At 46.2% G+C, this 26,646-nt stretch carries 30 protein-coding genes, 1 pseudogene and 1 other annotated feature; of the genes and pseudogenes, 19 read left to right on the plus strand and 12 right to left on the minus strand.

The features are described from left to right. The first annotated feature begins 36 nt into the window (after nucleotides 1-36). Complete coding sequence (locus AB4Y93_RS08300) at nucleotides 37-723, plus strand: hypothetical protein (protein WP_441890813.1); 687 nt, start codon at nucleotides 37-39, stop codon at nucleotides 721-723. A gap of 69 nt (nucleotides 724-792) precedes the next feature. Here AB4Y93_RS08300 and AB4Y93_RS08305 read toward each other — a convergent pair whose 3' ends face one another. Continuing rightward, the gene (locus tag AB4Y93_RS08305) at nucleotides 793-1,020 is read right to left on the minus strand and encodes a 3-dehydroquinate dehydratase (protein ID WP_441890815.1); all 228 of its coding nucleotides are present in this window, start codon (nucleotides 1,018-1,020) and stop codon (nucleotides 793-795) included. Nucleotides 1,021-1,387: 367 nt separating this feature from the next. On the opposite strand from AB4Y93_RS08305, the gene AB4Y93_RS08310 reads away from it, so the two are divergent. From AB4Y93_RS08310 to AB4Y93_RS08325, 4 genes are all read left to right on the plus strand, one after another. Beyond that, on the plus strand, nucleotides 1,388-2,155 hold the full coding sequence (locus tag AB4Y93_RS08310) for a sugar phosphate isomerase/epimerase family protein (RefSeq protein ID WP_441890817.1): 768 nt from the start codon (nucleotides 1,388-1,390) through the stop codon (nucleotides 2,153-2,155). Nucleotides 2,156-2,188: 33 nt separating this feature from the next. Continuing rightward, a complete protein-coding gene (locus AB4Y93_RS08315) occupies nucleotides 2,189-3,208 on the plus strand; it encodes a Gfo/Idh/MocA family protein (RefSeq protein WP_441890819.1) in 1,020 nt (339 codons plus the stop codon). 379 nt (nucleotides 3,209-3,587) lie between these two features. Next, nucleotides 3,588-4,406 (plus strand): CAP domain-containing protein, encoded by an 819-nt coding sequence (locus AB4Y93_RS08320; RefSeq protein WP_441890821.1) that lies wholly within the window; start codon nucleotides 3,588-3,590, stop codon nucleotides 4,404-4,406. Between the two features lie 118 nt (nucleotides 4,407-4,524). Next, entirely contained in the window at nucleotides 4,525-5,160 is a 636-nt protein-coding gene (locus AB4Y93_RS08325) for a 3D domain-containing protein (protein ID WP_441890823.1), read from the plus strand. A 29-nt stretch (nucleotides 5,161-5,189) separates the two neighbouring features. Here the strand turns inward: AB4Y93_RS08325 and AB4Y93_RS08330 are convergent, their stop codons facing one another. After that, nucleotides 5,190-5,999 (minus strand): polysaccharide deacetylase family protein, encoded by an 810-nt coding sequence (locus tag AB4Y93_RS08330; RefSeq protein ID WP_441890825.1) that lies wholly within the window; start codon nucleotides 5,997-5,999, stop codon nucleotides 5,190-5,192. A 345-nt stretch (nucleotides 6,000-6,344) separates the two neighbouring features. Further along, on the minus strand, nucleotides 6,345-7,610 hold the full coding sequence (locus AB4Y93_RS08335; protein WP_441890827.1) for a methyl-accepting chemotaxis protein: 1,266 nt from the start codon (nucleotides 7,608-7,610) through the stop codon (nucleotides 6,345-6,347). Between the two features lie 242 nt (nucleotides 7,611-7,852). Here AB4Y93_RS08335 and AB4Y93_RS08340 point away from each other — a divergent pair, with 242 nt between their 5' ends. After that, nucleotides 7,853-8,287, plus strand: coding sequence for an O-methyltransferase (locus AB4Y93_RS08340; RefSeq protein WP_441890829.1), 435 nt, complete (start codon nucleotides 7,853-7,855; stop codon nucleotides 8,285-8,287). Nucleotides 8,288-8,335: 48 nt separating this feature from the next. Here AB4Y93_RS08340 and AB4Y93_RS08345 read toward each other — a convergent pair whose 3' ends face one another. Both AB4Y93_RS08345 and AB4Y93_RS08350 read right to left on the minus strand, forming a co-directional pair. After that, complete coding sequence (locus AB4Y93_RS08345; RefSeq protein WP_441890831.1) at nucleotides 8,336-8,758, minus strand: DUF1980 domain-containing protein; 423 nt, start codon at nucleotides 8,756-8,758, stop codon at nucleotides 8,336-8,338. Beyond that, nucleotides 8,755-9,777, minus strand: a complete 1,023-nt coding sequence (locus AB4Y93_RS08350; RefSeq protein ID WP_441890833.1) for a permease — start codon at nucleotides 9,775-9,777, stop codon at nucleotides 8,755-8,757. Before AB4Y93_RS08350 ends, AB4Y93_RS08345 begins: the two co-directional genes overlap by 4 nt. A 156-nt stretch (nucleotides 9,778-9,933) precedes the next feature. Next, nucleotides 9,934-10,195 (plus strand) — a binding site (T-box leader). A 67-nt stretch (nucleotides 10,196-10,262) separates the two neighbouring features. Here AB4Y93_RS08350 and trpS point away from each other — a divergent pair. Then, entirely contained in the window at nucleotides 10,263-11,252 is a 990-nt protein-coding gene (gene trpS, locus AB4Y93_RS08355; protein ID WP_441890835.1) for a tryptophan--tRNA ligase, read from the plus strand. A gap of 42 nt (nucleotides 11,253-11,294) precedes the next feature. Here the strand turns inward: trpS and AB4Y93_RS08360 are convergent, their stop codons facing one another. After that, nucleotides 11,295-11,477: a DUF5325 family protein gene (locus AB4Y93_RS08360; protein WP_441890837.1), complete on the minus strand. Its 183-nt coding sequence runs from the start codon at nucleotides 11,475-11,477 to the stop codon at nucleotides 11,295-11,297. Between the two features lie 131 nt (nucleotides 11,478-11,608). Here AB4Y93_RS08360 and AB4Y93_RS08365 point away from each other — a divergent pair, with 131 nt between their 5' ends. Beyond that, the gene (locus AB4Y93_RS08365) at nucleotides 11,609-11,836 is read left to right on the plus strand and encodes a small, acid-soluble spore protein, alpha/beta type (protein ID WP_441890839.1); all 228 of its coding nucleotides are present in this window, start codon (nucleotides 11,609-11,611) and stop codon (nucleotides 11,834-11,836) included. Between the two features lie 139 nt (nucleotides 11,837-11,975). On the opposite strand, the gene AB4Y93_RS08370 is transcribed toward AB4Y93_RS08365, so the two are convergent. After that, entirely contained in the window at nucleotides 11,976-12,962 is a 987-nt protein-coding gene (locus AB4Y93_RS08370) for a metal-dependent hydrolase (protein WP_441890840.1), read from the minus strand. 153 nt (nucleotides 12,963-13,115) lie between these two features. Here AB4Y93_RS08370 and AB4Y93_RS08375 point away from each other — a divergent pair, with 153 nt between their 5' ends. After that, entirely contained in the window at nucleotides 13,116-13,373 is a 258-nt protein-coding gene (locus tag AB4Y93_RS08375) for a hypothetical protein (protein ID WP_441890842.1), read from the plus strand. 3 nt (nucleotides 13,374-13,376) lie between these two features. On the opposite strand, the gene gerQ is transcribed toward AB4Y93_RS08375, so the two are convergent. Together gerQ and AB4Y93_RS08385 are read right to left on the minus strand one after the other, a co-directional pair. Then, nucleotides 13,377-13,934, minus strand: coding sequence for a spore coat protein GerQ (gene gerQ, locus AB4Y93_RS08380; protein ID WP_441890844.1), 558 nt, complete (start codon nucleotides 13,932-13,934; stop codon nucleotides 13,377-13,379). A 105-nt stretch (nucleotides 13,935-14,039) separates the two neighbouring features. Continuing rightward, nucleotides 14,040-14,135 (minus strand): annotated as a pseudogene (locus AB4Y93_RS08385) (cell wall hydrolase); the annotation flags it as partial. 224 nt (nucleotides 14,136-14,359) lie between these two features. On the opposite strand from AB4Y93_RS08385, the gene cyoE reads away from it, so the two are divergent. From cyoE to AB4Y93_RS08400, 3 genes are read left to right on the plus strand one after another with little or no spacing between them, the layout of a single operon-like run. Further along, the gene (cyoE, locus tag AB4Y93_RS08390) at nucleotides 14,360-15,235 is read left to right on the plus strand and encodes a heme o synthase (RefSeq protein ID WP_441891597.1); all 876 of its coding nucleotides are present in this window, start codon (nucleotides 14,360-14,362) and stop codon (nucleotides 15,233-15,235) included. 31 nt (nucleotides 15,236-15,266) lie between these two features. Beyond that, nucleotides 15,267-15,887, plus strand: a complete 621-nt coding sequence (locus AB4Y93_RS08395; RefSeq protein ID WP_441890846.1) for an SCO family protein — start codon at nucleotides 15,267-15,269, stop codon at nucleotides 15,885-15,887. A 3-nt stretch (nucleotides 15,888-15,890) separates the two neighbouring features. After that, entirely contained in the window at nucleotides 15,891-16,829 is a 939-nt protein-coding gene (locus AB4Y93_RS08400; protein WP_441890848.1) for an AEC family transporter, read from the plus strand. On the opposite strand, the gene AB4Y93_RS08405 is transcribed toward AB4Y93_RS08400, so the two are convergent. The 3 genes from AB4Y93_RS08405 to AB4Y93_RS08415 all read right to left on the minus strand — a co-directional run bounded on the left by AB4Y93_RS08405 (nucleotide 16,807) and on the right by AB4Y93_RS08415 (nucleotide 18,711). Next, nucleotides 16,807-17,160 carry a toprim domain-containing protein gene (locus AB4Y93_RS08405; protein ID WP_441890850.1) on the minus strand — a complete coding sequence of 118 codons (354 nt, stop codon included), beginning with the start codon at nucleotides 17,158-17,160 and terminating at the stop codon, nucleotides 16,807-16,809. The genes AB4Y93_RS08400 and AB4Y93_RS08405 overlap by 23 nt on opposite strands. Nucleotides 17,161-17,299: 139 nt before the next feature. Continuing rightward, entirely contained in the window at nucleotides 17,300-17,419 is a 120-nt protein-coding gene (locus AB4Y93_RS08410; RefSeq protein WP_139230780.1) for a dihydroorotate dehydrogenase, read from the minus strand. Nucleotides 17,420-17,547: 128 nt separating this feature from the next. Beyond that, complete coding sequence (locus tag AB4Y93_RS08415; RefSeq protein WP_441890852.1) at nucleotides 17,548-18,711, minus strand: MFS transporter; 1,164 nt, start codon at nucleotides 18,709-18,711, stop codon at nucleotides 17,548-17,550. Between the two features lie 164 nt (nucleotides 18,712-18,875). Here AB4Y93_RS08415 and AB4Y93_RS08420 point away from each other — a divergent pair, with 164 nt between their 5' ends. The 7 genes from AB4Y93_RS08420 (at nucleotide 18,876) to AB4Y93_RS08450 (ending at nucleotide 26,546) form a co-directional block, all read left to right on the plus strand. Continuing rightward, the gene (locus AB4Y93_RS08420; RefSeq protein WP_441890854.1) at nucleotides 18,876-19,334 is read left to right on the plus strand and encodes a hypothetical protein; all 459 of its coding nucleotides are present in this window, start codon (nucleotides 18,876-18,878) and stop codon (nucleotides 19,332-19,334) included. 43 nt (nucleotides 19,335-19,377) lie between these two features. Continuing rightward, nucleotides 19,378-20,535: a transglutaminase domain-containing protein gene (locus AB4Y93_RS08425; protein WP_441890856.1), complete on the plus strand. Its 1,158-nt coding sequence runs from the start codon at nucleotides 19,378-19,380 to the stop codon at nucleotides 20,533-20,535. Nucleotides 20,536-20,555: 20 nt separating this feature from the next. Continuing rightward, nucleotides 20,556-22,625: a peptidoglycan D,D-transpeptidase FtsI family protein gene (locus tag AB4Y93_RS08430; RefSeq protein ID WP_441890858.1), complete on the plus strand. Its 2,070-nt coding sequence runs from the start codon at nucleotides 20,556-20,558 to the stop codon at nucleotides 22,623-22,625. 331 nt (nucleotides 22,626-22,956) lie between these two features. Then, nucleotides 22,957-23,877, plus strand: a complete 921-nt coding sequence (locus tag AB4Y93_RS08435) for a metal ABC transporter solute-binding protein, Zn/Mn family (RefSeq protein WP_441891599.1) — start codon at nucleotides 22,957-22,959, stop codon at nucleotides 23,875-23,877. Nucleotides 23,878-23,936: 59 nt separating this feature from the next. Then, entirely contained in the window at nucleotides 23,937-24,713 is a 777-nt protein-coding gene (locus AB4Y93_RS08440; protein ID WP_441891601.1) for a metal ABC transporter ATP-binding protein, read from the plus strand. A gap of 7 nt (nucleotides 24,714-24,720) precedes the next feature. After that, entirely contained in the window at nucleotides 24,721-25,677 is a 957-nt protein-coding gene (locus AB4Y93_RS08445; protein ID WP_441891603.1) for a metal ABC transporter permease, read from the plus strand. Further along, entirely contained in the window at nucleotides 25,674-26,546 is an 873-nt protein-coding gene (locus AB4Y93_RS08450; RefSeq protein WP_441890860.1) for a metal ABC transporter permease, read from the plus strand. The genes AB4Y93_RS08445 and AB4Y93_RS08450 overlap by 4 nt, the downstream gene beginning before the upstream one ends. Nucleotides 26,547-26,646: the final 100 nt, after the last annotated feature.

Genomic DNA, 26,646 nt, shown 5'->3' on the forward strand with positions numbered 1-26,646 from the left:
AATGCAATCAAAATGGCATAGAGAGGAATACGTGAGATGAACAAATGGAAAATCACTTTAAGTGGTGTCGTGCTCGCAGTAGCCTTGACAGGCTGCGGTTCCAAATCGGAAGATACTACGACGAATACGGCGGCTAACGGTCAGGCTGTTCAACAAGACCAGCAGCAAGATACGCAACAAGGTCAAGGGCAAGGCCGAGCAATGATGGGAACTATCGGGAAGATCAAGGCGATAAACGGACAGACGATTACGATTTATAAATCCTCTTTCCAACGTCCGGAGGGAGGCGGAAAGGGCGGTAATGGCGCACCTCCGCAAAATGATGCACAGGCCGGTAATGCGGCAACAGGTAATGCGCCTGCCAGCGATGCTGGAGCAACTCCGCAAGCTGGGGATGGACAAGCGCCTTCTGGTGATCGTCAGCGGAACATGGAAAATATGTTCTCGGATGAAACGATGGATATTACGGTAACTGACTCAACGAAGATCGTATCGGCAACCTTTGCAGATGGTAAAATGAACGAAACCGATAAGACGCTTGCCGACTTAAAGGCAGATGACATTATTACTGTACAGCTGAAAGATGATACGCAGGAAGCTGAATCCATTCGAATTGGCGGCTTTGGCGGAGGATTTGGCGGCGGCGGCCGTGGACAGTTCCAAAATGGTGGAGCTCAAGATGGACAGCAGCCAGCAGATGAGCAGCAAACGACTACAAAATAACAAAAAGGAAGAAGCAGGTGGGCTGCTTCTTCCTTTTTTATGGTCAAGCTATGTTATCTTTCGTTGTTCTTAATACAAGGAGATCGTCAGGCTGTCTTTCTCATATAACGAATGGAGCGTCGCTTCACTGCCGACAATCTCTACGCTAATTAAAGATTTGATGCAATTTCTCAAGGCATTTTTGCCTGTTTGAAGTTTGCGATTCAGCACATCGGATAACTTCTCGATTGCTTTTTTATTTGTATCGGTTAAGTAAACGGGAATTGTACGGTTATTAAATAAAATCATTGTTTTCATATAGAGAATGCCTCCATTCCATTAATAGGCTTTGATATCATTTATACGAATCAAACAAGCAGAAAGTTTCGTCTGAATAATATTTAGCTTACTGTTTGATCCTATTCTAATGGATAAAGATTAAGATAATCTTAAAATTTGGTTATGATTTCTTTACAATTAAGCGGAAAATGACTCCAAAATCTGTCATTCAGACTATCGGAGGAATCAGGTTTACTCAAAAGAATGACAAAATCGCATAAGAAAAGAGTAATAAGACAACTGTTTTTCTATGTCCCATTACCCGTATAATGATAATCGTAAGACTACAATAAACAGACAGTTATAATGAATTGAATGATTATATGATAAAAGGAGTGCTTAACGAATGACACGTCCGGGAATCGGTTTACAATTGTATACGCTTCGGGAAGAAACGGCTCAAGACTTCGAAGGTACATTGCGTCAAGTCGCAGCTATGGGCTATGAAGGTGTTGAATTTGCTGGCTACGGAGATATTCCTGCCGATAAAATGAAAGCGCTGCTAGATGAACTTAACCTGATTGCAATCGGCAACCATGTACCTCTTGTAAATCTGGAAACAAAGATTGAAGAGGAAATTGCTTATCTGAAAACAATCGGAGCAAAGTATGCTATTTGCCCTTGGCTTCCTGTTGAAGTGCGTGATGCTGAAGCATGGAAGAAGCATCTTGTAAGCTTCGCGGAATTCGGTAAGCGATTCCAAGAAGAAGGCATTATTTTCTGCTACCATAACCATGAGTTCGAATTTGAAGTTGAGATCGATGGACAAATTGTATTCGATAAGCTCTATGAGACCATTAGTGCAGACCTTCTGCAAGTTGAGATGGATCTTGGCTGGGTACAATATGCGGGCCGCGACACGCTTGAATACATTGCGAAATACGCTGGCAGACTGCCGCTTGTTCACTTGAAAGACTTCGTTAAAAATACAGGAAAAGCGGAAATCGATACGGTTGAGCTTGGCAACGGCGATTTGGATCTGCTGCCACTCATTAAACAATCGGAGCAATCTGACGTGAAATGGCTTATCGTAGAACAAGACCGTTGTGCGAATCCACCACTTCAATCGGTTGAATCAAGCATCAACTGGCTGAAAGCAAACTATCTGAACTAATAATTTTTAAAATAGAAGAGGCAGGGGAAAATAATGAGTAAAGTAAGAGTTGCAGTAATCGGTTGTGGTTCCATCTCCAAACATCGTCACATTCCTGAGTATGCAGACAATAACAATGTAGAGCTTGTAGCCTTCGTTGACCCAGTGATCGAGCGTGCTGAAGAGTATGCAGCGAAACACGGCGGCAAAGCATTTGCTGATTATGAAACGATGCTGGCTGAAATTAAACCGGATGCAGTAAGCGTATGTACGCCTAACTATCTGCATGCTCCAATGTCTATTGCAGCAGCGAACGCTGGCGCGCATGTACTGGTTGAGAAGCCAATGGCAGTTACAGACGAAGAAGCGGCGGCAATGAACGAGGCTGCAGCGAAAAACGGTGTGAAGCTGATGGTTGGACATAACCAACGTCTGATGCCTCCACACGTGAAAGCAAAACAAATCCTTGATTCCGGTGTTCTTGGCAAAGTATTGACGTTCCGTACATCATTTGGCCATCCAGGTCCAGACGGCTGGAGCATCGACGGTGCAGGCAGCTGGTTCTTCCGCAAACAAGAAGCAATCATGGGCGCTATGGGCGACCTTGGCGTACACAAATCCGACCTTATCCGTTACCTGTTGAACGATGAAGTGTCTGAAGTAGCAGCATTTATCGCTACAATTGACAAACCAGGCGACGTAGATGACAACGCAAACGTTATCGTTCGTATGAAGAGCGGCGCAATCGGCTCCCTTGTTGCAAGCTGGACTTACTACAAAGGCGAAGACAACAGCACTGTTCTGTGGTGTGAAAAAGGCGTTATGAAAATCGGCACGCATCCAGAAGATCAAGTTATTGTTGAGCTTCGTGATGGTTCCATCGAGAAACATAAAGTGGGCGAAATCTCCACTAACACTAAACAATTGTCGAGCGGCATTGTTGATGCGTTTATCGATTCGATCGTCAATGATACTGTACCAGCTATTTCGGGTGAAGAAGGCCGTAAATCGTTGAAGGTTATTCTTAGCGCATTTGAATCGCAAGCAACTGGCCAGTTCATCAAAGTGAACTAATCATTATATTAGAAGAGACTCCTCGAAGCATCACTTTTTATAGGTGATTGCAAGAGGAGTTTTTTTAGTTTTCAACTAGTTGAAAACGCTTTCTAAAAGGATTCTAATGTTTCTGCAGCCATTGAGTTGAAATATTCAGACATTTTATCGAAACGTTCAATGCCCGCTTGATTTTGCGCTGTTTTTGAATTGTGAGCACTTTCTCATAAACATGCTCAATCGCTTGTTTTTACAGTGAATACGCACTTCTTGCCAGTTTTTGTGCCATGAAACAGGGATAAAGCCCGTGTTACGATAAGTGGCGTCGGAGGGCAAGTGCTTAACTAGCCAAGCCAAATAAGCAATTATTCGAATATACAATCCTGAGGAGGATGATTTCATGAAGATGCAAACATTACGAGTAGGTGTCGCAAGCATAGCAGCAGCAGCGTTGATCAGTGTAGTAGGTGTAACGGCTCCAACTGTAGGTGCAGCACCAGCTGTGAAGACTTACTCCAACTTAAATAACGTTTCGATCGATCAAATTAATGAAATTGCAAAGCAATACGGTATTGATTTGAGCAAAATTACTTTCGGCGGCATTACAATTCAATTGCCTACGCAAGTAACTAAGCCTACAACGCCTAGCACTGGCACTGGCAACACAACAAAGCCTACAACGCCTAGCACTGGCACTGGCAACACAACGAAGCCTACAACGCCTAGCACTGGCACTGGCAACACAACAAAGCCTACAACGCCTAGTACAGGTACTGGCAACACAACAAAGCCAACAACACCTAGCACAGGTACTGGCAACACAGGTAACACTGGCAGCGGTACAGTTTCCCAAAGCGCATTTGCAGCACAAGTCATTACTCTTGTTAACCAAGAGCGTGCGAAACAAGGCCTCAAGGCATTAACATCTGATGCTCTCTTGACTAAAGTTGCAACTGCAAAAGCAAAAGACATGTACGATAACAACTATTTCGATCATAACTCTCCAACTTACGGTTCGCCATTTGACATGATGAAATCGTTTGGAGTGACTTATAGCTACGCTGGCGAGAATATTGCCATGGGTCAAAAATCCCCAACAGAAGTTATGACAGCTTGGATGAACAGTGCTGGCCACCGTGCCAACATTCTTAGCGCTAACTACTCTAAAATCGGCGTTGCTTATGTGAACGGCGAGTGGGTTCAAGAATTCACAGGCTAATGGAAGACCAATAAATAAATGATTTCGGAAACACGCAGCGTCAGGCGTATCCGCCTGACGCTTTCTTTTTAGCAACAAAGGTACTTAGAATACGCAGAAAACCAGGGGGACAACACATATGAAGAAAGCTTCGATACTTACTACGGCAGTACTAGGCTTATCTCTTATCATTGCCACAGGATCGGTTCATGCGGCCAGTAAAACACATACGGCTGTTGAGGGAGATACATTTTGGAAGCTCTCGCAGAAATATCATGTTTCAGTTGATAAACTCATGCAAGCGAATTCAAAGGTCAGTGCTTCTAACATCTATGCTGGACTTAAGATCGTGATCCCAACAACTGCAACAGTTAACGAAGCTGCTACGGCTAAAGCGAAAACAACAACGGTCAGCGCGCAAAGCGTGACGGATGAAGCAGGAACGATTCATACCTTCAGCAAACAATTGACTGTAAAAGCAACGGCATACAGCGGCGCTGCTTCAGAGAATGGCGGATGGGCAGGGATGGATTACTTCGGCAATAAACTTAAAGTAGGTACAGTTGCCGTTGATCCTAAAGTTATCCCGCTTGGTACAAAGCTTTATGTTACAGGCTATACTTATAATGGTCTGCCTGCAGGCGGTATGGTTGCTACAGCTTCAGATGTTGGCAGTGCAATCAAAGGTAATCATATTGATATTTACGTGCCGGGTTCTTCCGCGCAAGCGAGTAAGTTTGGTATTCAAAATGTAAAGGTATTTGTTTTGAAATAAAGGGTAACCGGAGGCGATTGAGCTTCCGGTTATTTTATTTTAGCAGCAGATTGGTTCAACAGCTCGGGGAGGGTTACAAACTGGTAACCTTTCTGTCTTAGCTGTGAGATTAGAACCGGCAGAGCTTGTATCGTACCGGAGAGATCCTGACCGTAACCGCCACCTGCATGCTGTAAAACAATGGAGCCAGGCTGTAACGTCTTCTTAATGTTGCGAAGAATAGAAGCGCTGGAAGGGTTGCTCCGCCAATCCACCGAATCTACATCCCAATTCACGACCGTGTAGCCGCTTCTTTTTGACCACGCTACTTGTGCTGGCAGCATTTCGCCATAAGGCGGCCGCACGAATCGCGGATGATACCCGATGATCCGACTGACGATAGCATCCGTTCTCCAAATTTGATTATGAAAATCACGATCCTTGAGCTTGGACATGACGGCATGATTATAAGAATGATTGCCGATAGTATGCCCTTCACGGTGAATACGCTGAACGAGAGCAGGATGCTTGGCTGCGCGGGATCCAACAACAAAGAAAGTCGCGCATACATCGTAGCTGGCAAGAACATCTAAAATTTGTGGCGTGAACCGTGGATCCGGTGCATCATCGAAGGTTAAAGCCACACGTTTACTGTTTCTTGGCCCATTGATGATAAAGGCATCCGGGAATTGCTTATGCATCTTTACCCAGGACATTTCCTCGGGGCGGTGTTTTTTCTTCTGTGATGGGGAAGATGCACTCGTTTGTTCCACTGATGCGAGCAGCAATATGATCGTCAGTACAATAACAATACATCGTCTGCATTTGCCGAGCAGGCCGGAGTTCGGCATTCGCGCCATTATTTCTTGCCCCCATTCTTATGTAGTCTGTGGGGCTATTTTTCCCGAACTACAAGGGATCATTCGTTGGCTCCTATTAAGATTTATTTGGGTTAAAGCTGCAACCTGCTCAATTCAAATGTTCTTCCAATCGCCATTGCTTGGGGATTCCTTGAATTAAAGTAATAAGGTTGGAATCCCCAAGCAAAAGCGAACGCTTCGCTTTTACAGAATCATTCGAATTGCTCCGGTTGCCGTTAACCCTTATTAAATTCTTAAAAAGGAAAGCAACAATTGATAAAAAAACAAAAGCGGTCGTGTGGGTTTAAAATCCACATGACCGCTTTGCTATTATAAGACAATCTTTTATTTCATCTTGAATACTTGAATCGTACGTTGAAGCTGCGTAGCCATATTATGCATCCGTTCGGTCTCTTGGACAACAGCTTGTACGGAAGAAATTTGCTCATTCATCGAAGCAGATACTTGCTGTGTACCAGCAGCAGACTCCTCTGTAATCGCGGAAATGTTTTGGATTGCATCGGAAATTTTACGCGCGCTGTCCAGCATTTGATCACTTTCGCTTGCAAAAGCAGCAATTTGGCGAGTGATGAATTGAACACTTTGAACAATTTCAGAGAAGACCATCTCGGATTCGCGGATACGCTCCGTTTGAATCTTAACAACCTCTTCGTTAACCTTCATATGATTGATCGTTTGTTTGATGCCTTGATCAATACTCTTCACGAGACCAAATACTTCTTTCGTTGATGCCGTTGATTCTTCAGCAAGCTTACGGACTTCCTGTGCAACAACTGCGAAGCCCCGTCCATGCTCGCCGGCACGGGCTGCCTCAATGGAAGCATTAAGCGATAAGAGATTAGTCTGCTCTGCAATATCAGAGATTGCTGTTGTCATCGCTGTAATGCCTTGTGCCTTATGGGCGAGGTCTGTAATCGTCTCGGAAACCTTCTCCGTTGCCTCCACGTTGCGGCGCATCCCTTCGGACTGCGCTTCGAGTGCTTCACGGCCTTTATCGACAAGGCTTAAAGTGAATTCCGAGCGTTCATTCATTTCTTTCGTAGCGCTCGCGTAGTTCGCGACTTTCTTCTCGATCTCGGCGATGGATTCGCTCATGTCAGCGACATCCTCGGAAATTTCATTAGCCCCAGTAGCAAGTTCGTTGGAGGAGGCCGCAACTTGCTCCATAGCTACTTGAATGTGATTGTTTTTATCAAAAATATTTCGGCTTGTTTCCGATACATGTCTTGTAATATTAGATGTTTCGGTAAGAATATCGCGAAGCTTGTCCACCATGCTGTTGAATGCATGTCCAACTTCGCCAAGTGATGCATTTGAAGCGCTGTCAATTCTTTGAGTGAAATCACCCTTCGAAATTCGGAATGCCGCATTCGCCATTTCTTCGAACGATGAGCTGAGTGCTCTCTGGATAAAACCAACGGTTGGATAAGCAACGATTGCTAATACCACCGTTACAATAATGCCTGCAAGGAAGGAGCCGCCACTTAACAGAATAACTAAATTTAGTGCAATTGCCACTAGCGCCAAATTAAAATAAATGGAAGTCAACAGCTTACCTCTAATCGATAAAGAATAGTACCATTGGCTCATTATGTAAGCGCTCCTTTTGATAGAATATCCATATTATAGCATCACCGGTGAAATTGGTCTATAAATGTCGAATAATCTCGAGTCAATATTTGATAAAGTAAAATATGTAATTGCGCGATAATTTAGAAAAAACATAAATTACTATATTGTCAATTTATTGAAAAGATTTTATAATCAGTCCTAAGAACTAGATATAAACATCTAGTTTCCATATTTTCAGGGTAGAAAGGAGGAGAAATAATATGAATTTAGATGCTATGCCATTGGCACGGCAAGTTGATTTTGTTTTTCGCCAATTAGAAGAGGAACTTACACATGCCGTTGGAGGAACGGTTCACATTCACATCCGGAATAATGCTGTAGGTAAATTTGCTCTTCGGCATAACCCAATTGAAAGTAAAAATGGGAAATTAGAGCAAGATGATGAGGGAGGAATGACACCAACTCAAGTTCAAGATTTTCGCAAACTTGCGATTGATGCTTTAAAATTGAGAAGGAATTGGACTCATGGTGAGATCGTGTACGATTTCGCTGTCCGGCAAAACACGGGCACCTGGTCGGCTAGCATCTGCTACGAATCCAATTATAATACAGCGAATTGGAGCTATCGTTACCAACAACCGAAGCATCAGATGCTTCGTGAGATCAAAGGCGATAATAAAGGCTTTGATTTCTAACATAACTGTAAAGGCCGTGCGGGGTTTAGCCTGCACGGCCTCTTATGTTCATTTTTCAGCCTCAGGTATTTGACCCGAATGCAGATGCTTTATCCCACTACTGTTTACTTCATGATCATGTGCCGCTGCCGGAAGCAGAAATCCAAGCAGAAGCGGCAGCAGAAATAATCCATAGACAAGGATGCTCTTTAAAGGGGACATCGAATGGTCGTGATCATGATCGTGATCGTGATCGTGATCGTGATGAGAATGATCATGGCTGCATTCTATACAATCGTCAGAGTGGGACTTAAAGCGCAGAGCGAGAAAGGCTTGATGAACGGCAGCTGCATTAAGCACAATGGCGGACAGCTTGACGTAAAGCTCCATACGAGGGGCAAGATATATAGGCAATTGATCAAGCCTGTCGAGATAGATAATAAGGAAAGCAAAGGCGGAAAGAAAGCCTGCCCGGATCCAATTATGGTTCACCTAACCACCTCCAGCAGCCAAACGCTGATCAGGACAAGAGTAAATGTTAAAGCGGTAATGGACAGGACGACCCTTGTCCGGAAAGCGGACAGCATCATCAGCAGATTTTTTAAATCAATCATGGGTCCAAACACGAGGAATGCAAGCAGCGGACCATGATTAAACATGCCGTCAAACGATGCTGCGATAAAGGCATCTGAGGTTGAGCAGATTGATAGCAGGAAGGCTAGCCCCATCATGAAGAAATAAGACAATACAGGCTGGTTCGCAACAGACTCAAATGCCTGGCGGTCAATAAAGGATTGAATAACAGCTGTTAGCAGAGCACCAAATATCAAATATTTGCCCATATCAAAAAATTCATCCGATGCATGGCCAAGTGTTTCGGATAGGCGTGAGCCCCAGCTTGGTTTAACCGGTTCATGTCTTTCTGGATGATCGTGATGATGGTGGTTATGTTCATGTTTTACTGCAGCTTCCTTGAGCGGATTCCCTTTCATAAATCGATGAAGCAGCAGGCCGATGACAATGGCTACAATAAACGCAATGATAATCCGATCATATGCCATCTGTGGTTCTGCTCGGAAGGCTGCGTAGGTGGATGTAAAGACGATAGGGTTAATAATAGGTCCTGCGAGCAAATATACAATTCCGATATAAGCAGGCATACCTTTGCGGATTAATCGCCTTACAACAGGGATCATACCGCATTCACATAGTGGAAATATCAGACCAAGCAAAGCGCCAAATAGGATGCCTACGATGTGATGTTTTGGAGTCATCTTCTGGATCATCTCGTCGGTTACGAATACCTGTAGCAAGGCTGAGAAGATCACTCCAAGCAGAATGAATGGAAAAGCTTCTAATATAATACTTAAAAATACAATTTTGAATTCCTGTGCGCCGCCAGATTCTAATAAAGCAAGCGACCAGGGTTGTCCGGCCAAAATAAGGCAGATCATAACCAGACAGCCGATAGCTAGCATCGGTGTCCCAAATCGGAATAACAAGTTCAGCATAGGCCAACCTCTCTTTATTACTATTAAAGATGACGGATGATAAACAGCTTATGCGGATCATTTACCGGATAGGACAACTTTTTAAAAGATAATGCAGGGGATTGGAATTGGAATAGGCTTGACATGACGGTAGCGAATTGCGCTATAATCAGGATACGAAATGCGATGATGGGAACAAGTAAGCACAGGTGTTAATGCGGACAGAGAGCTGGTGGAAGGTGCAAACCAGTGCAAGCCTGATTGCTGAATGGATCCTGGAGCGGAAAGCGGAAAGCAGCCAAGCTATTTGGGCGCTGCCAATGCTTCTCCGGCAGTTCCCCGTTACGGAACAATGAAGGCTTATTGGCTAAGACGCATAGTGAATGAATGCGCAGACAATAAGTAAATTAGGGTGGCACCACGGTCCCTCGTCCCTTGCGGCGGGGGATTTTTTGCGTTCACTTACGCAATAGATGATTATTCAGAAGAGAAAAGGGGACGAATCAATGAAAAAAGTACTTTCCGGCATTCAGCCGAGCGGTCAGCTTACGCTGGGCAACTATATCGGAGCGATGCAAAACTTTGTCAAACTGCAGGAAACGGAAGAATGCTTCTTTATGGTCGTGGATCTGCATGCGATCACTGTGCCGCAGGATCCGGCTAATCTTCGCGAACAATCGGAGTCTGTGGCAGCTCTCTTTATCGCTGCGGGTATTGATCCGGCGAAAGCCAATATTTTCGTACAATCTCATGTACGTGCACATGCAGAGTTGGGCTGGATCCTAACAACCCTTACGGGTATGGGCGAGCTCGAGCGTATGACGCAATTCAAAGATAAGTCTGCGGGCAAAGATTCGGTTGGCGCAGGTCTGTTCGTGTATCCATCGCTGATGGCGGCAGATATTCTCATCTATAACGCGGATCTTGTACCTGTCGGCGATGACCAGAAACAGCACTTGGAGCTGACTCGTGACCTTGCGAACCGCTTCAACTCGCGCTTTGGTGATTACTTCACAATTCCGGAGCCATACATTCCTAAGGTTGGCGCACGAATCATGTCACTTGATGATGCTAGTAAGAAGATGAGTAAGAGTAACCCGAATGTGGGAAGCTTTATCGCGCTTCTTGATGAGCCAAGTGTTATTCGTAAAAAAATCAGCCGTGCAACAACCGATTCCGGCCGAGAAGTGAAATATGATCCGGCAACTAAACCGGAGATCAGCAATTTGATCAGTATTTACTCGCATTGTGCTAATATCTCCATTGCAGAGGTTGAAGCACGATATGAAGGACAGGGGTATGGACCTTTCAAGAAGGATCTTGCTGAGCATGTCGTAAATGTTCTTGAGCCGCTGCAGCAAAAATATAAAGCGATTCGTGAATCGGGCGAAATCCATGAAATCTTGAAGCAAGGCGCAGCACGTGCATCGGAGCTGGCTGACCGCACGCTTGCGGATGTAAAAGAAAAAATGGGCTTCCTGGCACCTCGCGGATAAGAAATGACGGATAAGAATAAGCAAAGGCTGGCGCAATATGCGTCAGCCTTTGTTTTCGTTTCTGCGGCGTAATCTCGCTTTCACAATAAAGCCGCCTCCGATCATAAACAAGGTGAGAATTCCAAATAAAACAGCCAGCCATGCGTTGAAAGACATTGAGATTGCAGTGGCACACATAAGCAGGACAGAGACAACGGCAAAGAACAAAGATAGTGATTTAGACAAGGTTTTAACTCTCCTTTATAGATCCTTAATATTATTTTTTGAGGTTAGCATAAATTACGCCAACATGCTCATAATAAGTTTGCAAGCTTGCAAAACACATCACAGTGCTCAACTGAAGGGAGATTATCAGCATGGCTAGCAACAAATCGAGCAATCAATTGGTGGTTCCACAAGCACAAGCAGCTCTTAACCAACTCAAAATGGAAGCAGCACAAGAGCTTGGCGTACAAATCCCAGCAGACGGTTACTATGGTAATGTGTCCACTCGTGAAGCAGGTTCGCTTGGCGGATACATTACGAAGAAACTTGTCCAAATCGCTGAACAACAATTGTCCGGCGGCAACGGCAACTTCCGCTAATCGTTGTTAATACACAATGCTTCAGAGGAAGCCAAAGCTCAAGGGTTAATCCCCTTGAGCATTTTTTGATGTTTTTTTTCGCACCAACAAAAGAAAGCCCCTTCTATTGTGCGCCAGGGGCTTTCCTCCGTCAAGTTTGCTAATACGTATTCATGCGCAGCCGCTTCATTAATCGATCGTCACTTAACCATCCGACATAAGAGCCAACCGTTTCATATTCCTTATTCATGAGAAGAACGGCGACGAACGGATACTGCTTACGGTGGCGGTATCTGACATCTGACCAGCGTACCTCATAACCCCAATCATGCTCTTTGACTTCCGCACAAGCGAACTTTGTGAAATAGAGGAATGATCGGACCGCATTATCATTCCTTGATTTGGCAACTGCAGGATGGTCAGAGCAGCGAACATTGTCCAGCCATCGAAGCTTGCCGCCTCGCAGATCACCAATCGTAAAGCTTCCATCTGCTGCACGCTTGACGATGTTCCAATGGGAGAGTGAGATGGTGGGTATCGCAACATAAGCTTTTGTTCCGTCCTGCTGTGGATCAAGTGAAGGCAGCTTACGAAGCGTACTTCTGTGTGCGATTGTTCTCCATGTATAATAGAAGATGGTGAACAGATACAGGACCGGAAATATAGCAACGGGACTAGCTAACCCAAATGCCCAGATCAGAATAGCAGCGACATGGGTAGCGAATATAACCGGGTCAAAGATATGGATAATATTCCATGATATCCACTTTTCCGTAAACGGGCGCATCGCTTGGGTGCCATAAGCATTAAATAAGTCGGTGAAAACATGAATACAAACGGCGAGCAGTACCCACGATCCAATATGAAGCCACGGAAGGCTTCCGCGGTAAAATAACTGCAGAAGACCGGTAATGACAATCGTCCATATGGCGATGGCTGGCAAGGAGTGTGAGATGCCGCGATGATTCTTGATATAGATGGCATTTCCTTTCAGTCTGAGGAGCGTATCAAAGTCCGGGGCTTGCGAACCGACAATGGTACCAATTAAGACAGCGGTGAAGATGGATGTGTTGTTAGCGATGACAGGATCGATGCAGGCCAGTCCGGCCAGTCCGATGCCCATAACAAGATGCGTGCCTGTGTCCACAGCTAGACCCTCCTAAAAAGAATTGCATCATTTGAATTCAATTATGATGTAGTATCAACGGAGAAGCTTGAATTTATCAGTGGCAAAAGAAAGGGGTTAAAGACAAGCATGTATATATGTTTTGCTGAGTATAAGATAGCTGCGGAGAATAGGATGGTTTATTTAGCCTATGCGGATACTTTAATGAAGGAATCAGGGAATAACGTCCATTTATATGAAGGGACAGATCAAATCAACTTATTTGTTGAGATCTGGTCAGCCAGCACGGAAGAGGAAGCGGAAGACATAAAAAAAGAACGCTGCAATGAGCGTTCTCCTTGGTACCGCATTACCGAATGGATTCCTGGCGGTGCGGACAAAATGCATGTATGGACATTCAAGCCAGCGGGGGTTAGCCAGAATGCCGGTTAGTCATTAGCCTTGTGCCAGCGGTGTCGTATTCGTAATCAATCCGCCTTGGAAGGGATATTCATAATTGATTTCGCCATCGAAGGTTACATAATCCAAGTTCAATGACAGCAGCAGGTAACGCATGCCTGTGGAAGGATCGCTAATAATAATGTGGTCACGGCCGGCTGCTTCAATGATGCCACGGAATACTTTGGCGTTCCATTCACGGTTATTCTCATAAGTCATGTAGAAAGTGGCCAGTTTACCGCGGTTGAGGCGTAAAATGTTCTCTACATAAGACTCTTCAGCGACCGGAACGGCAACGATATTGCCACCAGACGGGGTGATGACTGCGCCATTTGGTACAGGTGGAAGGGATTGAGCGCCCATCGTTCCTGTCATTGGCATCATTTGCATTGGCATCGACATTGGCATTTGCATTGGCATGTTAGGATTTGTGCTGGCAGGAAGAACGGATGGGAAACCACCGTAGCCTCCACCTGCAAACGGGCTGACTCCGCCACCATAACCTCCCGTGCTTGCCGGGCTTACACCGTTTTTGTAACCATAACCATAAGACATGCTGTTGATCCTCGCTTTCAATCTTTGGAATTTGTTGGCCTGTCAGTAAACTCTCGGACAATCATCTCTAGTTGGGATAAAGAAGAAGTGGGCTTTATATCGGCCCATCAGCATACCAAGCTCACCTTCGCCTTCTGCTTCGGCACGCATCAGTCTGGCAAGCATCTTCATCTGTTCATCATTTACTTTGATGACTGCCATATGTGTCGCCCTTCACTTCCCTTAATCATCTAAAGAGTTGGGCACTTGACTACATACCTATAGTATTGAAAGGTGGGCAAAAGGGTTCCTCATTTATTGTCACAATTTGAGTGGCGAATTGATGAACAATCCGGTCGAACGTTGTCACAGCACCTATTTTTCTGTATGATTAAGAACGATTCATCAATGAAAATGTATAGGCGCGTTGAGGCGTGCCTTGTTGCATAACTCGGGAGGCTCGCTTCGTGTTGAAAGATTTAATTGCATTAACCAAACCACGGCTGCTCCGGCTTAATGTATTTGCCGCGATAGGCGGTTTCTGGGTCGCTTCCAAATGGGATTTTGACTGGCTGAAGCTGCTATGGGTCGTCATCGGCTCAGCGATTACGATAGGTTCCGCTTGTGTTATTAATAATTATTGGGATCGTGAGCTTGATCAGAAGATGGAGCGGACGAAAGATCGCGCATTGCCGACAGGCCGTCTACAGCCTGGCTTTGTTCTGGGGTATGGTATTGTGCTTGGGATTGTTGGTCTTACGATATTGTTTGTCCTCGTTAATCCTGTTACGGGCTGGCTTGGATTCTTAGGCTGGTTTGTCTATATTTTCATTTATACAATTTGGCTGAAGCGTACGTCGACCTGGAGCACGTCAATCGGCGGTATTTCCGGGGCAATGCCTCCGGTACTTGGTTACTGCGCGGTTACGACTGAAGTGGATATGGGGGCATGGCTCCTGTTCGCCTTCTTGTTCTTATGGCAGCCAGCGCATTTCTGGTCACTTGCTATTCGGCGGGTAGAAGAGTACCGTACAGCAGGCTTCCCGCTGCTTCCCGTTGTGAAAGGGATTAAACGGACGAAGCTGCAAATGATTCCTTATGTCGTATTACTAATTCCAACCTGCGTGCTGCTGTACGCTTATGGTTACACAGGAATTGTATTCCTGATTTTGTCTGTAATTGCCGGGATTGTTTGGACTGTGCATACGATTCGAGGAATTAAGGCGGAAAATACCGAGAAATGGGCGAAGGTTAACTTCCTTATTTCCGTTAATTATTTGATGGTGATCTTTATCGTCATGATGGCAAATACCGTGAAGTAATCTTCTTTTTAGGGAAAGGACGAGAACTTGTATGGCATTTCTCAAAAAACATAGCTTTAAACTCGCCGTGCTGGCGCTATGTTTGGCAATGGGCATTTATTTATTCATAACGAATTATTCAAGCGGCGGGACCAGCTCCATGCCGGTGCAGAAGGCTGCACCGGCCTTCGAGATGGCCGACATTGACGGCAATCAGGTATCACTTGCCTCAACAAATGGCAAAGCTCGACTTGTTTATTTCTATTATGCGAGCTGTCCGGATGTATGTCCTCCAACTACCTTCATGATCTCAGAGGTTGAGGATCAGCTTCAGAAGGAAGGACTGCTTGGATCAAAGGTTGAACTCATCTCGATTACATTCGACCCAGTCACGGATACACCAGAAGTTATTAGAGATTTCGCTACTCGTAACTTTGCGAAGCTTGAAGGCGGCTGGGATTTCCTGCGCGGGGATGAAGAGGCAACCCTGAAGCTTGCGAGGGATTTTGGAGCAGATGTAATCAAGGATAAGAAGACTAATACCTATATACATATGAATGTTATTACGCTCGTTGATAAGAAAGGCCAAATACGCAAATGGATCAACGGCAGCGACGAATCTCTGACACCTGAAAGTATGGTAGCGGATTTGAAGCAGCTCGCGAAGGAATAAGCGATGGATATCTTTTGGCACATATTATGGAGTAACGTACTGCCGCTCACATTGATGATAGCTGTTGGCTTCACAATGCAGCGGCTTTTTTCATTGGATATCAAAACCTTATCGAAGCTGAACTTTTATGTATTTTCTCCATCGGTCATCTTTAATCTGTTGTATACAACGGACATATCCGCGAGCTTGATCGGGCAAGTGCTCCTGTTTGTTGTCATATTTATGATTTTACAGGCTATTATAGTGGAGTCAGTTGTCCGCTTACGGGGACTTGAGGGCGGTATGCGCGGGGCGATGCGCAACAGCGTATTGTTCTATAACAGTGCGAATTACGGGATTCCGCTAAACCAGCTTGCCTTTGCTGCTAATCCTTTTACCTTATCGATTCAAATTATCGTGATGGTGACTCAGTCCTTGCTGCCGAATACATATGGGATTTATAGTGTGAATGCCCATAAGATGAGCTTGCGGGCGACGATGCGGACCATAATGTCGCAGCCTATTATTTATGTGATCCCACTCGCATTCCTGCTGCATGGATTTCAGATTCAATTGCCTCAGCCGATCGTAACACCTATTACTTATTTGTCAAATGCCTTTATTGGTACAGCGCTTGTTACGCTTGGTGTGCAGCTTGGTAATATGAAGTGGGAGCTTAACCCGGTTCTGATCAAAAATGTTCTGCTCGCAAACGGCCTGCGCCTTGTCGTTGGACCAGCATTAGCTGCGCTTGTAGTCTGGGGACTAGGATTTTTCTTATCCATTGATCATCTTATGGCGGCTGCTTTAATCGTCTCTTCATCCGTGCCGACCTCACTTAGCAGTGTTCTGCTCGCTGTCGAGTTCGACAATGAGCCGGAATTTGCTTCACAGACCGTATTTCTCTCAACCGTTCTAAGCATCATAACCGTCGCTGTTGTTATCTTTCTTCTTCATATTTAACAGGGTATTGGATGAAAGGCTCGAGACCAGCTTTTTCAAATTGTTCAATGAGGTAATCCTCAGGAGTATGTTCTACACCCGGATAACCTCGGCGGGTATAGATATGTTCGGCATCAGGGAATAGGTCTCGGAGAATACCTCGGATCCGCTTGCCTGAGGAATCATTATCTGTGAAAATAAACACGTCTTTGCTGCCTACCTGCTTACGCAGCTTCTCAAGCTGAAGGGTGCCAGGCGTACCGAAGGTGCAGAAGATTGGTACTGCTTCATCGAGTACTCGGCGAATACGGCTTTTGTCGTTTTTGCCCTCCACAATAATGGCGATATCCATTGCAGTCACCATCCCTTTTTCTGAGTTTCTTATGTGTAGTGTAGCCAAATTTGCTCGTTGTGAGCAAGAAAAAGATTCCTAATAAAAACGGGACGGAGCATGGGCTCCGTCCCGTTTTTATTGTATTCAAAGGGTAATCTTAATGGCAGATTGTGCAGATGATGATAACGAGCAGAATGAACAATACGAGGATGGACCCCACATTGTTAAAGCCGCCTCCGCGATGATCGCTTACAGGTGAAACATGAATTTCAGACATCTAAGTCACCCCTCTCTAGCAAGCTTCAACGTCATGCTGACCGGACAATTCCTCTATGGATCTGCTCTTGTTGATGGCCTCATGACATAGTGCATTATATGCCCGGGGGAGCAGGTGGCCATGTGTATTCACCTAGATTTAGGAAAAATGGGTGTGAGCGTAGTTCTTCTCCGGTGGAAAGGCAAGATAGACACGCCAATCATCAGACCTAGAAAGGCCAAATAATACGGAGACAGATTGTCTCGCAGCTGGCCGGCAAGCATCGGGCCAAGGAAGGCGCCAATAGAATAGGCTATCGACAACACGGAGAAGGTTCGACCGTATCGAGCCCCCCCGCTAAGTTCGATAAGCAGCGTAGAGATAGCAGGGAGGATGATCCCTTTACCCATCCCGACTAATAGCAGAAGCAAAGCGAAAGGCAACGGTGTATGGGCGGCTATTACAAAATAGACAAGAGCTAGTGCCAGCGCTCCCCATAACGTCCGATAATAAGAAGAGAGCTTATTGAGGAACAGCATACTTAGTGTAATTAAGGCACCGATACTCACGACAGAGAACAGCAGCCCTGTCTCCATCATTCCTTCCGCTGAGGTAGACATAAGTGGAAGCTCGAAAGAGAGAATTCCCTGCGCACAACTGATCCCAACTGGCAGTACATAGACAAGCCATGGAATGGGAGTAGCCTCGGCGAGAGCTGGTTTGATGCCTTTAGATTTCTGCTCCTGCTCCTCGTTACTTTGTACTGTCTTAATGTCGCGAATGAAAAATAAGGCACATACGGCCGTAACGACAAGCACCCAGCCGAGCAAATAGAAGGCGGTTGTGAATCCAATCTTTGCGACCATATAGGCACCGGCTGCCGGCGAGACAACAGTTGCCAGCGTATGGACGAGTCCATTACCAGCCATAAACTTCCCTTGCTGCGTCCGGTCATTAGAGATGCGAGCGAGCAGAGAGAGGCAGGCCGGAGATAGAAAGGCTAGTACAAATCCACTGATCGAGCGCAGGACAAGCAGCTGCCAGGGATCGGTAACCTGGGATTGGAACAGCAATACAATACCAGCCCCCATAAGACTGAAGACGATAAACAGCCTGCTGCCGAACCGGTCAACGCCATACCCAGCCATGATGTTCCCAGGCAAATGAGTAATAGAGTACATGCCCATCATCAGTCCGATGAAGGAGGGTGCAGCCCCTAGAGAGATCGCGAATGGGGTGAGAATTGGATATTGTGCGTGCAGATCAAAAAACGCGACGAACAGAAATAAATAAAGCCAGATTGCGGTTTTCAACAGGCTGTTCCTCCTTGCAAAAACATCTTAATCTACTTGTACGTAAAAGATGGACAGGATATGTCTCTATCGAATGAGGAGCCTTACGTTTACGGCATATTATGGGTGGGTTATAATGTTTGATAATAGGACATTGCACGAGTTATAATAGGGGGGATTCTTTTTTGGATAATTACTTTGATTTTTCCGGTTATGATTGGGATACTTGGAGCACTTTTTTACAAGACCATTGGCTTGTGCTCATCATTGCACTTGTTGTATTGCTCTTTATCATTCGAGTCGTTAAGACTTTCGTGAAATGGGCGTTAGTACTTGTTATTGTTGTTGGTATTGTTGCTTACAGCGGATATACCCTTGATGATGTGAAATCAATTGGTACGCAGGCGATCGACAGCTTGAAGCAGGAAGCCGTATCAGCGATGGCTGGTGAAGTAAATAAAGCGACATTCACCTCCAATTCGGATGGCACCTTCACTGTAAAGACAGAGAATCTGGAGCTGACAGGTGTACCGGGCGCAGGCGAAGTTAATGTGAAGTTTCACGGCAAATCAGTTGGCACAATGAAGATCGATTCGACCATTCAGGCGCTTATTGACCAAGCGAAGGCGAATGGCAAAGTATAAATATTAATAGACAAGAAAGCGTAAGACGCAAGGAGGGGTGAACATGATGGAATGGATTCGCGCAGGGACGGTCTGGGAACCGGTCTCGCTGATCGTTCTTCTCCTTCTGCTCGGTTCGCTGCTGCAAGGAATGAGAAGAGGCGCGTCGGGTTCAGCGAGGCGTCTTTTCTTTTTTGTTTGGGATGGGATCCTTATTATCGTTTGTCTCGTTCTTGCGGGGCAAATCGCAGGCAGCTTATCTCCACGGGCAGCAGATTGGCTTAGCGCTCATGTAGAAGTACCGCAGCGGGAGCTTAGTGCAACTTCACAGGCTTGGTATACGTTTATTACAAGTCTGCGCGATTTCGCTTTGTTAAGGTATGGGATTCTATTCCTTGCCGCCTATCTGCTGCTACGGTTCGTTGCATCGTTCCTATCCCCGCTGCTCGAGACTTTGTTCGTAAGCCGGCAGCGTTCTGGCAGACACGAGAGCATGGAACGTCTCCCGGGCGGAGGTGCAGCAAGCCGTGCAGCAGGTGCAGTATTTGGTACGGTTCATGGAGCGGGACGGGCTTTCGTGTTTGTAGCAGCGTTGTTCATTTACGTATCGCTTGCGCCGAGTGGCTTGGGATCGGGATTAATCCAGCAATCGCCGTTATACATGAAGGCATCAGCCGTACTCGAGCCGGTTGCCGGAGATATGCTGGCTGATCGAGGACCTGTGCTTGCCGAAGCTGTACAAGCGGAGTTCCAGAACGTATTGCAGCGTAAATACGAAATTGTCGACTACAATATTCCAGCAGATATTGAACAAGCGGCCCTTCAAATTACAAAGGACAAGACTACCGAGGAAGAAAAGGCTCGTGCTTTGTATGACTGGCTGGGCAGTCGAATTGCGTATGACTGGGACAAAGCAGATAATTATGTGGAGAACGGGATTTGGAAGGAACAGAATCCGCAAGAAACGTTTGATACCCGCAAAGGTGTATGTATCGATGTGGCGAGACTTTACGCTGTTATGGCCCGCGCTTCTGGTCTCGATGTTAAAGTTGTTACCGGAACTGGCCTGGATGGGCGGGGAGGCTCCGGCCCACATGCATGGAATGAAGTTCAAATCGGAGGTAAGAACGGAACATGGATTCCGCTTGACGCTACCTGGGCATCCTCTGGTGATTGGTTTAACTCGCCAGGCTTTGAAGCAACACATATTCGCGCAACTTAATTAAGATGAGGTGACTTGGCTTGCATGATGATCCGCAGAAACGGGAAATAACGAATCGGCGTCATTTCTCGTTTCGTTTGAACTTTTTCTTTTTCATTGTATTTGGACTTTTTAGCGTACTTATTATTCAGCTTGCAATTTTACAGTTTGTTGATGGACCTAAGCTTAGCGCACAAGGCAGCAAGAAGAGCACGCGCAGCGTCAAGATTGCGCCGATTCGTGGCAATATTTATGATTCATCTGGTACGCCTATCGCCTATTCGACGTCGACACAATCGCTCTATTTTACAATCTCCCCTGACTTTAAGAGGGATGATTCTGAAGCGATCGCAGAAAAACTAGCAGACGTATTCAATAAATACGGAGACAAAGATCCTAAAAAAGTGATGACAGTTGATGATATTATCCGGCAGATGGATTTGGATTTCCGGATCAACACGATTTCTACGCCTAGACGAATTAAGTCAGGGCTGACGAATAAAGAAGTGGCCTATTTCATGGAGCATCGCACGGAATTTAAAGGGATTGATATTGTAGAGGAAAGCGTTCGTAACTACAGTGAGGATACCGTAGCGGTTCAATTAGTTGGTTATTTGAAAAAGTTTAAAGGTGTTCGTGAATCGCTGGATTTCTATAAGGCAAAAGGCGAGGAAGATGATGCTCAGCTGCAATATCTGGATGAAGAAGATGTTGGGTTCGACGGTCTTGAATATATGTATCAAGATATATTGCGTGGTAAGAATGGTTTGAAGACGTATCCGGTTAACAATGCGGAGCGTATTATTGGTCCCGTACAGATTACGAATCCGCAAAAGGGTGATGATCTGTATTTGACGATCAACCGTAACGTTCAATTAACGACAGAAACAGCGATTATGGACCAGATTAAAAAGATCAGCACTTCGACAAATAGGCTTGAGCGTGCGGAATATGCGAAGACTGGTTATGCTGTTGCGATGGAAGTCAACACGGGCAAAGTGATTTCGATGGCAAGTATGCCAGACTATGACCCAAACATCTTTGCAGGGGGCAAAATCAGCCCTGAGGATTACTCTAACTTCGAAGCCGTATTATCTAACGGTACAATAAGAGAGGTATTCGCAAAATACGCGACGGATAAAGAACGTAACCAGCATCCATCCTCCCTTGTGCCTCCAGGCTCGACGATGAAGCCATTATCTATCCTGATTGGCCTCAAAGAGAAACTGTTTACAACATCAAGCACTTATAACGATACCGGCGCATTCTTCTTTGGCGCAGAAGGGCATCAAGTACGTATTGGTAACGCGTCAAACCATGCTTACGGTCTGCTTGATCCGGCATCTGCTATTGCCCACTCTTCGAATCCGTTTATGGCGGCGATGGTCGGGAATCAGATGTATAAGAAATATAACGGCAAAAAAGGTGTAGATGTATGGGACAGCTACATGAAGGAGTTTGGACTTGGCGTCTTGACCGGCAGTGGTCTACGAGGTGAATCGAAAGGTACCATTGACTACTATCATGAAGCAGAAACAGCCAGCTCTCAATCCGCTCTAGTGCGGGCAGCATTCGGCCAGCAAGCGCGGTATACGACACTCCAACTGGCGCAATATGCAGCAATGCTCGCAAACCACGGCAAACGGATGAAGCCGCAGTTCGTTAATGAAATTAAAGATGCCGATGGGAACGTTGTTCAGACCTTCCAGCCGGAAGTGCTGAATACGGTCGAATTCCCTGATAACTATTGGGCAGAAATCGAAGATGGCATGTCGCGTGTTAACGTTCAGGGTTTCGAGGGCGTATCATACACCTATGAGAGAAAGACAGGTACAGCTCAATCCGATGTAGCTGGACGACGTGCGGATAATGCGGTATTTATCGCTTATGCCCCAAGAGAGAATCCGAAGCTTGCTGTAGCGGTTGTTATACCTGACGGTGAATTCGGCGGCTGGGGTGCTGCTCCAATTGCACGGAAGATCTTTGATGCTTACGATTATGAGTTTGGCTTAAACGGTACACCGGGTAAGCTGAAGGATCAAGCAAACAACACGGCAAATACGGGAACTACGGGTACAACTGGTACTACTGGTACAGCAAATCAGCCGTAATATGACGAAAAAAGAAGCTGTTTTTAGAGATTCGAAAAGAATCTTTAAAAACAGCTTTTTTAATTATAAGAAAGTATAAGTTTTCTTTATACAGAGCTTATAATTCACTGCGAAACTAAGCTGCGCCTCCTAAGGAAGGCGAAGTTGTTTACGCTTGTTTGAAACTTTTTCGATTAAATTCCGTAAAAAGTTGCATCAGAGAAACATTTTTGAATAGTATAAACAAAGAGGCGCTAAGCTAACTAATGTTCGTCCAGGCAAAACTTAAGGGTAGGGGGAACGGGCTGTGCAGTTATCTAAGAAAACAAATTCCGCAATTAAGCGATTTATTATGACGATCTTATTTTTGGTAGTGAGTGTTCTTCTAATGACGGCTTGTGGAGCAGAGCAGAATGGCGGAGGTGCAGGCGACGGCAAGCTTAAGGTTACCGCTACGACAGGCATGATTACAGACGTGGTGAAGGAAGTAGGAGGCGGCGATGTTGTGGTGACCGGCCTGATGGGAGCTGGAGTAGACCCCCATTTATATAAAGCGTCGTATGGTGATGTGAAGAAGCTGGACCGTGCGGACATTATTTTTTATAACGGACTGCATTTGGAGGGGAAAATGGCTGAGATGTTCGAGAAGCTGGAGAAGCGAAAGCCTACGGTCGCGATCTCTTTACGGATTCCGGAGTCACAGCTGCGAGCATTTCCTGGTGGGGGAAGTCAGTCGCATGACCCGCATATTTGGTTCAATGTGAAGATGTGGATTTCGGCAACAGAAGTGATCCGCGATTCCCTGATTGAAAAGGATCCTGAGCATGCTGACGGATACAGAGAGCGTGCAGCATCGTATATCGGACAATTGGAGGAGCTGGACCAATATGTTCGTGTGCAAATTGCTACAATCCCGGAAGCAAGCCGAATCCTCGTTACCGCTCATGATGCTTTTGGTTACTTCGGTGATGTGTATGGGCTTCAGGTAACGGGTCTACAGGGAATGAACACGATGTCCGAGTATGGCTCGAAGGATGTAAGCTCCCTTCGGGATTTCCTGGTCGAGAAACAGATCAAAGCGGTCTTTATTGAGTCCAGTGTTCCGAAGAAAGCGATTGAGTCGGTAATCGAAGGGGCACGTTCAATGGGACACGAAGTTAAGATCGGCGGAGAGCTGTTCTCTGATGCTATGGGAGAAGCAGGCACAGAAGAAGGCACGTATATCGGAATGGTTAAGCATAATGTGGATACGGTTGTTCGAGCGCTGCGATAAACGGATGAAAGCGAGTGATGGTGTTGTCGAGAACGGAGTCAAAGTCTACAACATTTGTGATGGAACGGGAGGCTGCTGCCCCTCCGTTAACGGTTAATGGGCTTACCGCAGCTTATCAGAAAAAACCGGTCTTGCGTGGCGTCTCCTTCACGATTACAGAGGGAGAGCTGGTAGGCGTCATCGGTCCTAACGGGGCAGGCAAATCAACGATGATGAAGGCGGCACTTGGCCTTATTCCTCGTCTTAGCGGCGAAGTGCTGGTATACGGCAAACCTTACAAACAACAGCGTAAGCTGGTTGGTTATGTCCCGCAGCGTGAGTCGGTAGACTGGGATTTCCCAACGAATGCGCTTGATGTCGTCATGATGGGCAGATACGGTCATCTTGGCCTGTTTGGACGTCCAGGCGCAAAGGAACGTGCCATTGCTATGGAATGCCTGGCTAAGGTTGGAATGGCGGACTTTGCTTCGCGTCAGATCAGCCAGTTGTCCGGTGGGCAGCAGCAGCGTGTGTTCCTCGCACGTGCGCTTGCACAGGACGCGAGCTTGTACTTTATGGATGAACCCTTTGCCGGCGTTGATGCTGCCACGGAGAAAGCGATCATTACGCTGCTGCAGGAGCTGAAGCAGGAAGGGAAGACGGTTATTGTCGTGCATCATGACCTTGCGACGGTAGAGGAATATTTTGATTCCGTGCTGCTGCTTAATGTAGAGCTGATGGGCTACGGCAAGACAAAGGATGTTTTTACACAGGATTTACTACAACGTACTTATGGTGGGAGATTGGCATTTCTTGACCGGAGCGGGTTGGCGCAGCCGGACATCACGAAAGGGTGAGCGGATTATGAATACGTTATGGACGCTTCTTCATGACCCGAACATGCGGTGGATCTTTATCAGCTGTACGCTTCTTGGTCTAAGCAGCGGTGTTATTGGCTGCTTCTCTTATCTGCGTAAGCAAAGCCTCATGGGCGATACGCTCGCTCATGCTGCATTGCCTGGTATTTGTATCGCGTTTATGCTGACCGGTACAAAGTCTATTTTGTACTTTCTGATCGGAGCAGGTCTTGCGGGAGTGGTGGCGACCTTTGGCATTGGCTTAATCACGCGGCATTCGCGTATTAAGCATGATTCGGCTATGGGGATTGTGTTATCTGGATTTTTTGGCCTGGGCATCGTTCTCTTGACCATTGTCCAGCATGGCGGCTACGGTAATCAGGCAGGGCTGGATAAGTTTCTGTTCGGTCAGGCGGCGTCTATGGTTGGTTCGGATGTGCTGACACTGTCGATCGTAAGTCTATTCCTGATAACCATTTGTTACTTCTTGTTTAAGCAGTTCAAGCTTGTATCGTTTGATCCTGGCTTTGCCAAAGGGATCGGTTATTCGGTTGGCTTTTATGAGCAGCTGTTAATGCTTCTAATGGTTGTCGCCGTTGTTGTAGGCATTCAGGCTGTTGGTGTCATTCTGGTTGCGTCTTTAATCATTACGCCTGCAGTATCCGCCAGGTACTGGACGGACCGGCTTGGTGTAATGGTGGCCGTATCCGGCGTATTTGGAGCGATAAGTGGTGCAACGGGGGCAGTTATCAGTTCGACTGCATCAAGCCTGCCAACGGGGCCGCTTACCGTGCTTGCCGCAACCACTTTGTTTGTGCTATCTCTATTGTTTGGCTCGAAGCGGGGGCTGCTTATCAGGAGACTAGTTCAGCAGAGAATGAAGCGGAGACTTGGTTTCTATTATGAAGAACAGGCAGCAACAGCAAGTGTGGATGAGCGGATCAACAAGGAGGCGGCGTTATGAGCGACTTCTGGATTTTACTGACTGGCGTACTGGTTGCAAGCTGCAGTGGTATCCTTGGTACCTTTCTCGTCCTGCGTAAAATGGCGATGATCGGTGATGCAATCAGTCATTCGGTTATGCCGGGGATCGTTATTGCGTTCCTGCTAAGCGGCTCGCGGGATTCGCTGCTTATGATGGTTGCAGCGATGGCCTGTGGTCTATTTGCGGTATTCCTCATACAGCTGTTTCAGCAAAAAGGCGTGCAGGCCGATGCTTCGATTGGCGTGGTGTTTACCGCGTTGTTCGCGATAGGGGTGCTGCTCGTCAGCCTGTTTGCAAGGCAGGTGCATCTGGACCAAGATGCCATCTTGTACGGCGAAATCGCCTATGTGCACTGGAATACGTGGATTATGAACGGGGTTGATCTGGGGCCCAAAGCGGTATGGCTGCTCGGCGGGACGTTGATCATTATCGTAACGGTAATCAGCTTGTTCTATAAGCAGTTCAAGCTGATTTCCTTCGATCCGACGCTTGCTGCCGCCTTAGGTATCCCAGTTGCGTTGTTCCACTACTTGCTAATGGGCATGGTGTCCATGGCAACAGTTAGTTCATTCGAGAGTGTTGGTGCTATTCTGGTTGTTGGGATGCTCATCATCCCAGCTGCTACCGCCTATCTGCTGACCGATCGGTTGGGGACGATGATTCTGCTCAGCGTAGGAGTTGGCATCGCGAGTACCTTCGCTGGCTATGGCGCTGCTGTTATTATCGATGCTTCAATAGCAGGATGTATCGTATGTGCGGCAGGCATCCTGTTCGTGCTGGCGTTTCTATTCTCACCATCGCATGGCTTCGTCGCCAAGAAGCTTCGCCTGCGGAAGCTTGCAGCTTAATGAGCATGAGCCTCGCCCCTTAACATGGGGCGGGGCTTTTTTGCGTCCCATATTCGTTGAACCTTTCATTGATTATTCAACGTTAATAACAATAGGCAGT

It is taken from the genome of Paenibacillus sp. YAF4_2 (assembly GCF_052113225.1).
Lineage (GTDB): Bacteria > Bacillota > Bacilli > Paenibacillales > Paenibacillaceae > Pristimantibacillus.

Coding starts and splice junctions, on each gene's coding strand:
- AB4Y93_RS08300 (WP_441890813.1), top strand. CDS start 37: ATGAACAAATGGAAAATCACTTTAAGTGGTGTCGTGCTCGCAGTAGCC.
- AB4Y93_RS08305 (WP_441890815.1), bottom strand. CDS start 1,020: ATGAAAACAATGATTTTATTTAATAACCGTACAATTCCCGTTTACTTA.
- AB4Y93_RS08310 (WP_441890817.1), top strand. CDS start 1,388: ATGACACGTCCGGGAATCGGTTTACAATTGTATACGCTTCGGGAAGAA.
- AB4Y93_RS08315 (WP_441890819.1), top strand. CDS start 2,189: ATGAGTAAAGTAAGAGTTGCAGTAATCGGTTGTGGTTCCATCTCCAAA.
- AB4Y93_RS08320 (WP_441890821.1), top strand. CDS start 3,588: ATGAAGATGCAAACATTACGAGTAGGTGTCGCAAGCATAGCAGCAGCA.
- AB4Y93_RS08325 (WP_441890823.1), top strand. CDS start 4,525: ATGAAGAAAGCTTCGATACTTACTACGGCAGTACTAGGCTTATCTCTT.
- AB4Y93_RS08330 (WP_441890825.1), bottom strand. CDS start 5,999: ATGGCGCGAATGCCGAACTCCGGCCTGCTCGGCAAATGCAGACGATGT.
- AB4Y93_RS08335 (WP_441890827.1), bottom strand. CDS start 7,610: ATGAGCCAATGGTACTATTCTTTATCGATTAGAGGTAAGCTGTTGACT.
- AB4Y93_RS08340 (WP_441890829.1), top strand. CDS start 7,853: ATGAATTTAGATGCTATGCCATTGGCACGGCAAGTTGATTTTGTTTTT.
- AB4Y93_RS08350 (WP_441890833.1), bottom strand. CDS start 9,777: ATGCTGAACTTGTTATTCCGATTTGGGACACCGATGCTAGCTATCGGC.
- trpS (WP_441890835.1), top strand. CDS start 10,263: ATGAAAAAAGTACTTTCCGGCATTCAGCCGAGCGGTCAGCTTACGCTG.
- AB4Y93_RS08365 (WP_441890839.1), top strand. CDS start 11,609: ATGGCTAGCAACAAATCGAGCAATCAATTGGTGGTTCCACAAGCACAA.
- AB4Y93_RS08375 (WP_441890842.1), top strand. CDS start 13,116: ATGGTTTATTTAGCCTATGCGGATACTTTAATGAAGGAATCAGGGAAT.
- gerQ (WP_441890844.1), bottom strand. CDS start 13,934: ATGTCTTATGGTTATGGTTACAAAAACGGTGTAAGCCCGGCAAGCACG.
- AB4Y93_RS08395 (WP_441890846.1), top strand. CDS start 15,267: ATGGCATTTCTCAAAAAACATAGCTTTAAACTCGCCGTGCTGGCGCTA.
- AB4Y93_RS08400 (WP_441890848.1), top strand. CDS start 15,891: ATGGATATCTTTTGGCACATATTATGGAGTAACGTACTGCCGCTCACA.
- AB4Y93_RS08405 (WP_441890850.1), bottom strand. CDS start 17,160: ATGGATATCGCCATTATTGTGGAGGGCAAAAACGACAAAAGCCGTATT.
- AB4Y93_RS08410 (WP_139230780.1), bottom strand. CDS start 17,419: ATGTCTGAAATTCATGTTTCACCTGTAAGCGATCATCGCGGAGGCGGC.
- AB4Y93_RS08425 (WP_441890856.1), top strand. CDS start 19,378: ATGATGGAATGGATTCGCGCAGGGACGGTCTGGGAACCGGTCTCGCTG.
- AB4Y93_RS08435 (WP_441891599.1), top strand. CDS start 22,957: ATGACGATCTTATTTTTGGTAGTGAGTGTTCTTCTAATGACGGCTTGT.
- AB4Y93_RS08440 (WP_441891601.1), top strand. CDS start 23,937: ATGGAACGGGAGGCTGCTGCCCCTCCGTTAACGGTTAATGGGCTTACC.
- AB4Y93_RS08445 (WP_441891603.1), top strand. CDS start 24,721: ATGAATACGTTATGGACGCTTCTTCATGACCCGAACATGCGGTGGATC.
- AB4Y93_RS08450 (WP_441890860.1), top strand. CDS start 25,674: ATGAGCGACTTCTGGATTTTACTGACTGGCGTACTGGTTGCAAGCTGC.